The 10,951-nt window shown below is 34.6% G+C and carries 10 protein-coding genes and 1 riboswitch; of the genes, 6 read left to right on the forward strand and 4 right to left on the reverse strand.

Features of this window, described 5'->3' with window-relative positions; all coding sequences use genetic code 11:
• Positions 1–49: 49 nt before the first annotated feature.
• Both ACQKMR_RS08675 and ACQKMR_RS08680 read right to left on the reverse strand, forming a co-directional pair.
• On the reverse strand, positions 50–1,390 hold the full coding sequence (locus ACQKMR_RS08675; protein WP_427696936.1) for an amino acid permease: 1,341 nt from the start codon (positions 1,388–1,390) through the stop codon (positions 50–52).
• Positions 1,391–1,568: 178 nt separating this feature from the next.
• Positions 1,569–1,647, reverse strand: a riboswitch (glycine riboswitch).
• A 711-nt stretch (positions 1,648–2,358) separates the two neighbouring features.
• Positions 2,359–3,042 carry a hypothetical protein gene (locus ACQKMR_RS08680; RefSeq protein WP_427696937.1) on the reverse strand — a complete coding sequence of 228 codons (684 nt, stop codon included), beginning with the start codon at positions 3,040–3,042 and terminating at the stop codon, positions 2,359–2,361.
• A gap of 347 nt (positions 3,043–3,389) precedes the next feature.
• Here ACQKMR_RS08680 and ACQKMR_RS08685 point away from each other — a divergent pair, with 347 nt between their 5' ends.
• Complete coding sequence (locus tag ACQKMR_RS08685) at positions 3,390–4,754, forward strand: FAD-binding oxidoreductase (protein WP_427696938.1); 1,365 nt, start codon at positions 3,390–3,392, stop codon at positions 4,752–4,754.
• Between the two features lie 94 nt (positions 4,755–4,848).
• On the opposite strand, the gene ACQKMR_RS08690 is transcribed toward ACQKMR_RS08685, so the two are convergent.
• Positions 4,849–5,061, reverse strand: coding sequence for a hypothetical protein (locus ACQKMR_RS08690; RefSeq protein WP_053344397.1), 213 nt, complete (start codon positions 5,059–5,061; stop codon positions 4,849–4,851).
• A 589-nt stretch (positions 5,062–5,650) separates the two neighbouring features.
• Between ACQKMR_RS08690 and ACQKMR_RS08695 the strand changes: the two genes are divergently transcribed.
• Positions 5,651–6,211 (forward strand): thioredoxin family protein, encoded by a 561-nt coding sequence (locus tag ACQKMR_RS08695; RefSeq protein WP_427696939.1) that lies wholly within the window; start codon positions 5,651–5,653, stop codon positions 6,209–6,211.
• Between the two features lie 224 nt (positions 6,212–6,435).
• On the opposite strand, the gene ACQKMR_RS08700 is transcribed toward ACQKMR_RS08695, so the two are convergent.
• Positions 6,436–6,981 (reverse strand): helix-turn-helix domain-containing protein, encoded by a 546-nt coding sequence (locus ACQKMR_RS08700; RefSeq protein ID WP_427696940.1) that lies wholly within the window; start codon positions 6,979–6,981, stop codon positions 6,436–6,438.
• A 471-nt stretch (positions 6,982–7,452) separates the two neighbouring features.
• On the opposite strand from ACQKMR_RS08700, the gene ACQKMR_RS08705 reads away from it, so the two are divergent.
• From ACQKMR_RS08705 to ACQKMR_RS08720, 4 genes are all read left to right on the forward strand, one after another.
• A complete protein-coding gene (locus ACQKMR_RS08705) occupies positions 7,453–7,692 on the forward strand; it encodes a PLD nuclease N-terminal domain-containing protein (protein ID WP_427696941.1) in 240 nt (79 codons plus the stop codon).
• Complete coding sequence (locus ACQKMR_RS08710) at positions 7,689–8,594, forward strand: ATP-binding cassette domain-containing protein (RefSeq protein WP_427696942.1); 906 nt, start codon at positions 7,689–7,691, stop codon at positions 8,592–8,594. The genes ACQKMR_RS08705 and ACQKMR_RS08710 overlap by 4 nt, the downstream gene beginning before the upstream one ends.
• Complete coding sequence (locus tag ACQKMR_RS08715; protein WP_427696943.1) at positions 8,591–9,379, forward strand: ABC transporter permease; 789 nt, start codon at positions 8,591–8,593, stop codon at positions 9,377–9,379. Before ACQKMR_RS08710 ends, ACQKMR_RS08715 begins: the two co-directional genes overlap by 4 nt.
• Positions 9,380–10,183: 804 nt before the next feature.
• Complete coding sequence (locus ACQKMR_RS08720; RefSeq protein WP_427696944.1) at positions 10,184–10,747, forward strand: hypothetical protein; 564 nt, start codon at positions 10,184–10,186, stop codon at positions 10,745–10,747.
• Positions 10,748–10,951 lie beyond the last annotated feature (204 nt).

Genomic DNA, 10,951 nt, shown 5'->3' on the forward strand with positions numbered 1-10,951 from the left:
AAGGAAGGGAGTGTCCCTTCCTTTTAATTCCTTCGAACATGAAAAATGGCTACTTCTTTTTCTGATAGTTATAGAGTACGAGTAAAAGAATGAACCAGATTGGCGTCATTAACAGTGATACCCGTGTAGCTTCAGCGAATAGCATAACGATTAGGATGAACAGAAATAATCCTAAAATAACGTAATTGATAAAGGGTGTAAAAGGAGCTTTGAAAGTTGATTGGGCTCTCAAATCCGGACGTTTTTTCGTATATTTGATATGAGAAATCAAGATGATGCTCCAAACCCAAATGAAACAGATGGCACTGATTGTTGTCACTATTGTAAAGGCCTGTTCCGGGATCATTTTGCTTAGCAATGCCCCTAGGGAGACGACGATTGCCGATGTAAACAAGGCATTACTTGGAACAGCATGTTTATTTAATTTTGCTAATTTTGCAGGAGCATCGTTATTATTGCTTAACGTATAAAGCATACGGCTTGTTGAAAATAAACCGCTGTTGCCGGCAGATGCAGCGGATGTTAGGACGACAAAATTGATAATCCCTGCAGCGACTGGTATGCCGATTAGTGTAAAGACTTCTACGAATGGACTGCTTGATGAATCCAGCTGTGTCCAAGGATTGACGCATAAAATGACGAGTATAGCACCTACATAGAAAAGTAAAATTCGGACCGGGATTTTATTGATGGCAGACGGTATATTTTTTTTCGGGTTTGCTGTTTCTGCTGCAGAAACACCAATTAATTCGACCCCTACAAAGGAGAAGACAACCAGTTGTAAGGATAGCAGGAAGCCGGATACGCCGTTCGGGAACATGCCTCCGTGGCTCCAAAGGTTGGTGAGTGAAACGGTTCCCGTGTTTGTTTTAAAGCCAATGACTAACAGGATGATGCCTACAATAATCAAGGCAACAATCGTGATAACCTTAATGAGCGCGAACCAGAATTCAAGTTCTCCAAACAATTTAACGGTCAATAAATTCAATCCTAACAGAATGACCAGGCAGGCAAGAGCCGGTATCCATTGAGGGATATTGAACCAATATTGCATATAGACACCAACCGCGATGATATCGGCCATGGCTGTCATGATCCAACAGAACCAATAGGTCCATCCGGTCACGAATCCAGCCCACGGCCCGATATATTCGGTAGCGAATTCGGTGAATGACGTATAACCTGCGTTGGATAAAAGTAATTCCCCTAAAGCCCTCATAACAAAAAATAAGGCAATCCCTATAATAAGATAGGAAAAGATAATGGATGGACCGGCCAATTGGATGGCTTTACCGGATCCAAGAAATAAACCGGTACCAATGGTTCCTCCTATTGCAATTAATTGTATATGGCGATTTTTTAAATCTCTTTTCAATTCCTGTTTAGCCAATTTGAGCATCTCCCGTTGTTTTTCATCTTAGTCGTGTGGAGCGTGATTCTATATTCCGTATAGCTCGTTTTTTCACCTCGCTTATGCCATTAAATGGCAATATCTTGGATTTTAGACAATAAAAAAAGAGATTGGATACTACCAATCTCGTCAGGTTAAAGAATAACAATTCATCATTCGTTACTCTTCTGTCCTTTTGCCTGAGATTGTGAATCCTTCGGCGCTGTACTATGTACAGTCTCTCCAGAAGCTGCTCCTGCTATAGTGTGATCCATAGCATTCAACGCTTACTAGTATGCGGTTGTAATAAATGTCCGTCTGTGGAAGAAATGAATCTTCTTTCGGTCATTTGTCATTATATTTAAATAACAATAATATAATATTGGAATTCTATCATTGTTTATTCTATAGGTCAATATGGAATTGGAAAGTTAGGCCGTCATTCTTGGTATTTCACAATATTATAGGCTTTCTAGTTGTTTTTTTCTATACAATCCATGCCATAGGAACTGGCACTTTAATCGCGGTTATTATCTGAATAGCGTGATAAATTTTAGCTGAAAAGGTGAAAGGAATTATGGAGATAAAAACAGTATCAATTATTGGATTAGGAGCACTGGGCATTTTATATGGACAACATTTATCAAAGGAAATGCCAACCTTATGACCATGTTTTTTTAGTTTATTAAAAGTGCAGGCGATTGAAACAGTAGTCCTATTGATGAGCATAGAAAATTTTATTGTTAATAACAATAGCGTATTTTGCGATATAAAACCAATCCATAATCAGTTAAAAGTGAACTATAAACTGGAATGCAAAACCTTCATCGTAATTATAATGGAAAATGGAGATTCATTCCGTTAAGAATGAATCCGCAAATAAAAGCTGAATTGAGATCATAAAAAAGGTGTCAGGCATCCTCTTGGGTTTATGTCCCCAAAGATCCCTGACAATATTAATGAGGAAATTAAACTTTTACCACACGTTTATAGCCAACCTCGCTGAATAATGGATTTGCAGGAAGTACAAACATTTCATCATCTAAGTCTAGTTGTATCGGATGAGAGAAAATATCTCCGTTATATACGAATGAGTGATATTCACCAAACTCACCACATGGATCTACATCCTCTGGTAAATCTTTAATAAATTTATGGTCCAGATCTCTTCCTAAAAAAGAAGGATCGAGCTTATCTAAACGAATGCTGACTATTTTCGCTTTATACCCTAAATCAAGAAACTCCTGGACTAGCTGTTTCGGGTTGATTCCGGCTAAAGGAAGGATTAGTTCATAACCATTAGACTCAACTAAGTTCTTTTTGTATTCGATACAATCTTCCAGAAAAAGATCTCCAAATGCAATTTTGGAGATACCTTGATTGCCAAAAAAATTCATGGCGCCAATTAGGCCATTTTCAAAACCTTTTCCATCATATAAAGGATATTGAATTTTGTATAATGGAATTCCAATGGATGCTGCTTGAGCTTGGATCAATTTAAAATCAACCATGTGTCCGGATGTTTCATCATCAGTCGTAACGGTTGTAATTAATGATACGACTTCATATTTGTTTTCTTTTAACAGCTTATGAAGCATATACGTGGAATCTTTGCCACCACTAAAACAAGCTATGATCTTTTCTTTCAACATCAGCCCATCTCCCTTTTGTTCCCGTTTATTTCTAGCGTACTCACTTTAGCTGCGTGAATCAACAAAGAAGGGGGGCGAGTAGAGTGCATACAGTCATCACCTGTTAAGTTTATTGAAATTGTTACGAGTAAATTGGTGGAATTCACGAGTAAAACATGAAAATTCACGAGTTAAGTGTGCTCTATTATATAGAAAAACTATATATCCTACTTTTTAAGGTACGAATGTTGAGTTAAAAGTATGTATTAGATTAATTGAAACCTTTTCGCTAAAGAATGTGTCTACTCCTAAAGATTTTCATAGTATATAACATCCTCTCTACATTATCTGAGAAAGGGGGTTATATTTTGGAAAAGACAAAGCTTACCGGACGGATCGTTACACCTGATGATTCTGAATATGAGCAGGCAAGAATAAATAATAATTTAAGCTTCCCAAAATTCCCAAAGATAATTGTATTTTGTCAGAATACAAAGGATGTACAAAATGCATTGAAGTGGGCGAGGGAGAATCATATACCTTTTCGGGTGAGGAGCGGCCGACATAGCTATGAAAATTTTTCATTAGTAAATGGCGGTCTTATTATTGATGTCAGCGAAATGGATAGAATCAAGGTCAATCGTGAAAAAATGATTGCGAAAATAGAAGCCGGAGCTAATTTAGGGAAGGTATATAATAAATTATGGGAATACGGCACGACTATCCCTGCAGGTACCGAAAGCAGTGTAGGCCTTGTCGGCCTTACGCTTGGCGGGGGAATTGGCATGTTAACGCGGTTGTTTGGACTTACTTGTGACAATCTGATTGAACTAGAAATGGTAAGAGCGAGTGGGAGTAAAGGTGCTGAACTCATTAAAGCAAACAAGAATCATAATAGTGATTTATTTTGGGCTTGCTGCGGTGGGGGAGGCGGGAACTTTGGTATTGTCACATCCTTTACATTCAAGGTGCACCCCATTTCTAGGGTTTCAGTCTTCTCCATTACATGGGGATGGGAAGATTTCGAAGAAGTATTTAATGCATGGCAAAATTGGGCACCTCACACGGATGAACGACTAACATCAGAAATAGAATTTAAGTCAAAGGAAGTAAACCAAATTATCGCTCAAGGTGAATTTGTAGGTACGTCATCTAAGTTAAAGCAACTTCTTCAGCCGTTAACGAGAACTGGTTCACCAACTAGTGTATTGATAAAGGAAGTCCCATATATTGAAGCTGTACGGTTCTTTGACGATCCGAGTGGAAATCAATCAGCCCATCGAAAGAGATCAGGATCTTTTATTAATAAACCTTTTCCGAAGAAAGCGATCTTGACGATGAAACAATTTTTAGAAAAAGCACCAAATGAAAATTCAGGCATTTGGCAACAATCTCTTGGAGGAGCAGCAGGCAAGGTCGAACCAAGGGAAACGGCTTTCTATTACAGGAACGCCATTATAGCCCAGGAGTACCTAGCTACATGGAACAATCCTGAAGAAGAACGGGAAAACATACGCTGGATCAAAGAATTAAGGAGTGCCTTATCACCTTATACGAATGGTGACTATGTGAATTGGCCTGATCGGCAAATCAAAGATTGGCCAACAGCGTATTATGGAGAAAATTTTAGACGGCTTCGAGAAGTGAAAACAGCATATGATCCATTTAATACGTTTAAATTCCTTCAAAGCATCCCAGGTTTTAAGAAAAACAGGGGCGCTCCTTTTTTATAAGGTTTGCCTAATCTATGTGAGTAACTAAAAAGGCCTAATCCACTTATGGGTATAGGCCTCTTATCATCTAGCTTTTGTGACATTCTGTTCTTATTTACTCCGTTTTTTGAGTTTGCATTACACTGTAAACTTGACTTACATATGATTGGGCTTGGGCGATTTCCGAAGCAGCTTGTTTAATTGCTTCTTGTGCCAAAGTTGGGTCCGACGAAGATTTTTCAATTGCTTGACTAAGTAAAGTTTGTGTAAGAGTGACATTTGCTTTTGCTTGATTTAATTGATTGACATCGATTTGTTGTTGAGGCATTAATTTTTCTCTCCTTATTTCCTTTTTTGAATACTCCTTTAGGATGACCTTTCTTTTCTTTTTTATAAGGAGAAAAAATATAAAACGTAAAACACGATGATCCTGAATTCCCCACCCAAATCATTGGAACATATAAGTTGGGAATTTGGGTATTTTTACATAAATGAAGTTAAATGTGTAACGAATAGATAAACTAGTCGTAGCGAAAATAAAGAGTGTAGCAAAATGTAGTGTATAACTTGTGGACAATGCAAAGAGGATATGGAGTAATTCTCATCCCTCAAGCCTCGTAGCAAAATTAGTGTATAACTTTTAGAAACACAATGTTGAAAAGTTATTAATAATTTTTTAGTCAATGTATCATCCTTTCCAGGATTAAAAATCAATAGTTTATGTCTTGAGCTTTTACAACATATTTTTCCTATAATAAAATACGATTTTTGGTAAGACAAAAAAACAAGATATGTTAAACAATCAGGTTGCTGTTAGTGATCCACAACTCGGAAAATCTTGTTGATTATTAGAGTGGAAACAATGAAATAATAAGTTGTTTATGGTACTTTTAATTTAAAAAGGTAGGAGTAATATGATGACGGATTTGAATGAATGGTTTGAAAAGGGGATTCCTGCTAAAGACTTTGTTGCTTCGATGAAAGTTCATAAAGAAAGCTTACAATCGATTTATGATCGGTTTTCTATTTCGAAGGTAGACCAAGATTTTTTTTATGATTTAAAAGCAAAAGACCTTCGAGTTATTATCATTACTGAAGACTGGTGCGGAGATGCGATGATGAATATACCTATTTTTTTAAACATTGCAGAGGCCTCAAATATTGAAACTCACATGGTTTTACGTGATCAAAACCTTGAGCTTATAGACCAATACTTAACAAATGGAACGGCGCGTTCAATTCCTATTTTTATATTTATTGATAAGAATGGTGAAGAAAAAGCGGTTTGGGGGCCTCGTGCACCAAAGGTACAAGAGTACGTAATGGAGTTTCGATCAGTTCTGCCAGCTAGGGATGACGAAAGCTTTGAGGCAGAGCAAAAAGAAGTATTTAAAAAAATGACAGAAGCTTTTTCTGAAGATAAACAGCTTTGGAACGAAGTATACAGCAGTATAAAAGAAACCTTAGCAAAAATATAAACTTTGGATTTCCTCCTCGTTTTATACGTGCATATTTTATTGTTCTATAAACTCGAATACCTCACTTAAAGCGTCTTTGATAAGAAGAGAGGCGGGGGTGTAGACCAATAAAAACGAGTGTAAAACGTAAGCTGTTTTACACTCGTTTTATTATTTGCAGGGGTTTTTCTATATGGTAAGGACATGGTTCATACTTTGGTTTTGGGGCAACCTTTTTCATTTGATTATGATTCTGGAATAATGGTAACGCCAATGGTTCGAATTGGAGAATCCTGTTTAGCATTTTGTTTCGTGGCTTTGTAGTATTTTAACATTAGATCGTTTAATTCATTTTGAAAGTTAATAAAACTTTCATCATCAAGCTTTAGTTCTAAAAGTGAAAAGGTTGAACCATCTTCTGAGCAATCTCTTTCTTCTAATTTAGTAAGGTAATTTTGATATTGAGTCATAAGTGATAATTGATAATAAGAATAATAGTTCAATTTGTTCTCATTAGAAGATTTTTTCCATTCTTCTCCACTAAGTCGTGCTTCTTCTTCATTTAAAACGTAGTATTTTTCGGAAACCGATCTCACTTTTTTCTCTTTCACAATGCGAATAACTCCAGAATCTAGCAAAACTTGTATATGTCGATACAATGTTGCTTGAGGTACATCTTTTATGATTTTTAACATTTCCAGTGGTGTTAATCCATTTTCTCTGTTTCTCATTAAAGCTTGGGAGATCTTAATTCTTACAGGGTGCATTAGAATTTCAGCTTTATTAACCATTTTATTCTCCTTACATTAGAAATTTGTTACTACGTAATGCTAATCAATTCCATAATCAGTGTTCTTTTCTTATCATATAGATCCCGAATAATAACTTAATTTTGTCATATAGTGTAATGGTTAAATCGTTTTCATTTAAGTAAAATAATAGTAAAAGAATACATTTAATCAATTTAGGAATTTTTAACTTAATATATTTTGAAGAAAGTAATGCATTTTTTAAAATTTATATGTAATTTTTTTAAAAGATGAAATGTGTTCTACAATAGGATAAAAAACCCTAGGTTGTAGCTTACATAAATCCCACTATATAATAGTATTATTTATAATGATAATATTATCATTATAAATAATACTAAAACAATATTTTTAAAAGAAAAAAATAGGTGTAATATTCCAATTATCATGTTACCATTATTGATAATGATAACACTTTATTTCAAGTTATTTTAAATTATAGGAGTGGTTGGTATGCAATTGCATTACGGATGGGACGAATTTAAAAATATTGATTTCATGTCTTTTCTGCCGATTATTTTACCGGTAATTGCTATTGAAATGATTTTAGTCCTTATAGCTTTAATTGATTTATACAGACATCGAAAAACGAGGAAATATATTTTATTGTGGACTCTCATTATTATTTTTGTAAATATTCTTGGTCCAATACTGTACTTTGTTATTGGTAGAAAGGACAGTGACAGAATATGAAATTAGAAATCAAAAATGTTACTAAAAAATTCAAAGAAAAAACAGCAGTTAATAATTTTTCAATGGAACTAAAATCAGGGGAATGTGTTGGATTGATAGGGCCTAATGGGGCAGGTAAATCGACACTAATAAAAGTTATTGCAAATATTATAGATCCAAGTATGGGAGAAGTCTTACTTGGAGGTAAGAAAATTTCAAAAATGAAAAGGGAAATAGGGTACTTACCACAATACCCAAACTTTTTTCAATGGATGACTGCTAAAGAAACCCTTACTTTTATGGGGGAGCTATCAGGAATAAAGAAGGAAGAATTAACACGGAGTATTCCAGAAATCATGTCGAAAGTAGGGTTAAGTGGGGAAGAGAATTCAAGGGTAAGAACCTTTTCAGGTGGAATGAAACAGAGACTTGGAATTGCACAAGCATTGTTACATAAACCATCTTTGATTGTAATGGATGAACCAGTTTCGGCATTAGATCCAATTGGTCGAAGAGAAGTTCTAAATATAATAGAAGAAATAAAGAAAGAGACGACAATTTTATTATCAACACATATATTAAGTGATGCAGAAGAAATATGTGAGAGATTCGTCATTATAAAGAATGGTGAAAAAATTGAAGATACTACAATGACAGAATTATTAAATAGGAATAGTGAAAATAAAATTAATGTTGATTTAACCGTTAAAAGTCAAGAATGGATTGAAATCGTTAAAAGCCTGAACTTTGTAAAAGGTGTAGAGGTAATGGGAAATAAATTGAAAATAGAAGTGGAAAATATAGAATCAAACAAGAATTTGTTACTGGCTAGTGCTCTGGAACACAATGTTGATCTTGTACGGTTTGAAATAGATAACGATACATTGGAGGAGATATTCTTAAAATTGGTGGTGGAAAAATGAATAATTTTACCGTTTTAGCGAAAAAGGAATTTGTGCAGATGGTACGTGAATTCAAAGTTATTTGGCTGCCTCTTGTATTTATATTTTTAGGATTAACTCAACCGGTTGTAAGTTATTATTTACCTTCAATATTAAAAGCACTAGGTGGAGGCCAAGGGATCACCATTGATCCAGGCATGGCTGCTCAAAAAGGCGGCGAAGTACTAGCTAGTACATTAGGGTCTCAATTTGATCAGTTAGGAGTCATGATTATTATCGTTTCCATGATGGGGGTCGTACAGTCTGACAAAGCAAATGGTATGTTAGCCTTTATTCTTTCAAGACCTGTAACGGTTGGATCTTATATAAGTGGAAAAGTCATTTCCAATTATCTGTTTGTTGCATGCAGTGTAGTGCTAGGATACTTGGTTTCATATCTGTATGTTATTTTATTGTTTACGAGTGTTGATTTTGTGGACTTAATATTAGCTTTGTTGTTCTATCTGATGTGGATTCTATTTATAGTTTCATTCACGACAATGATCAGTACTATTTTTAATAGTCAGGGTATTATTGCATTAATTTCAATAGTATTTCTGCTGGGCTGTAGAATCGTGGTGGGTTTAAGTCCTGTTATAGACAATGTGAATCCGGCGAGTATGAGTAAACATGCTATGGAAGTACTTATTTTAGGAACAGTCAATACAGATGTAATCTGGAGTGTATTATCAACAATTGTATTGACAGCACTAACAATCTTAGTAACAAACATATGGATTTCTAAAAAGAAATTTAATATTGAATAAGTAGTAGATAGAAATGTGTTAATCATGAAGTGATGGGGGGATGACAACATTGTTAAGCATCACAGATTTAGAAAAAAGTTACTCAACCAAGAAGATATTAAACGGTGTAAATTTAAAAATAAAAAAAGGTAAAATTTTATCGAACCACAACCTTAGAATAATAGATGAAATCTATATTTAAAAGTTGTGGTGATCTCAGACACTTTTGGGTCTTTTTTTATAATACCATCGGTTTCAAAGACAAGGTTTTAAAGGAACTTGACGCCCTTTTCTATCTGCTTAGAGTTTGAGCCTACTATCCTTATAAATGATTTGATGGAATAACAATCTACCATATCGAACGCCCCTCACACAGTAGATTTCGTATTTTTGCTAATGAAGCTTGATTTAAACAAATAAAGAAATACAATTGTGAAAGTAATTAAAGAGATTCTATTTATTCGGTTTATGAATTTGTCTACTCCTAAGATGTTAAGGGCCTTTAGTTTAATAAGGGTCAAAGAAATGAGCAAACTTTTTTATAAAAGAATAAATTCAATTAAATATATTAAGAGCGTGTTTTGAGCAAACTTTTTTCAAAACACGCTCTTTCTTTTTGTTCGTTTACGTCTTTTTCTAAGAACTCATGAATATGACGCATTGGTTTGTGTTGAAGTTTACTGAAGTCAAAAGCCGCATTGCCTAAGATGGATATTGTAAATACCCGTTCTCTACGAAAAGTCATAGACCCATTGAAAAAGATTTGGTATTCTACAAATGTACATATAAATTCATAAGAACTAACAGGTTGGGGGAGAAATTAAGATGAAAAAACTAGCAAAGGCATTAACTGTAGGAGTATTAGCTCTAGGATTACTGGCAGGAGTTGGAGCAAATAAAGGGGAAGCTGCAACAGTAACAAAGCCGATCGGTTCAACTTTCTATAAGAGCGCCTTAGTAGGTACTACCTATAAGGTTCAAGATTATAAAGGTAATACAATTAATGCAAAAACAACTAAAGCTGTAACGTTAACTCCATATGCAACAAATAAAAACTTTTCATATGCTACAGTAACATTTGTAGATTATGATAAAGTAGGAACAAAGTGGGTCAAGTATACAAAAACAGCCAAAGGATATTTCTTTACTCCCATTAAAAATGGTATAACTTTCAATGAATATACGAATGTAAAAAAAGGAATGACTTATAATCAAATGGTATCTATCACAGGTGAATATATGAAATTAGATTCAACATATACATCTGGCGGTATTACCGAAAAAGATTATATCTGGAGCCTTTTCAATGACACTTCTCACATATTTGTTGATATGGCTTTTGAAAACAACAAGTTAACATACAAAGGTTATTCTGTAAGTGAATATTAATAACAAAAAAGCCCCTCTCGTGTTGAACTATACCCCGGATAACGGACACACATAAAAAAGTGTCCCTTATCCGGGTTTTTTTATGTTTCAATAGATGTAATGAGTATGAACGGAGGGTTTCTATGAGTAAGAATATATATACTGAATTTCAGATTAAAGAACTTGAAAAGAATCCAAATATCATTAGTGCTTCCGAGCGATCTA

Source organism: Peribacillus sp. NPDC096540, assembly GCF_050278525.1.
GTDB lineage: Bacteria > Bacillota > Bacilli > Bacillales > DSM-1321 > Peribacillus.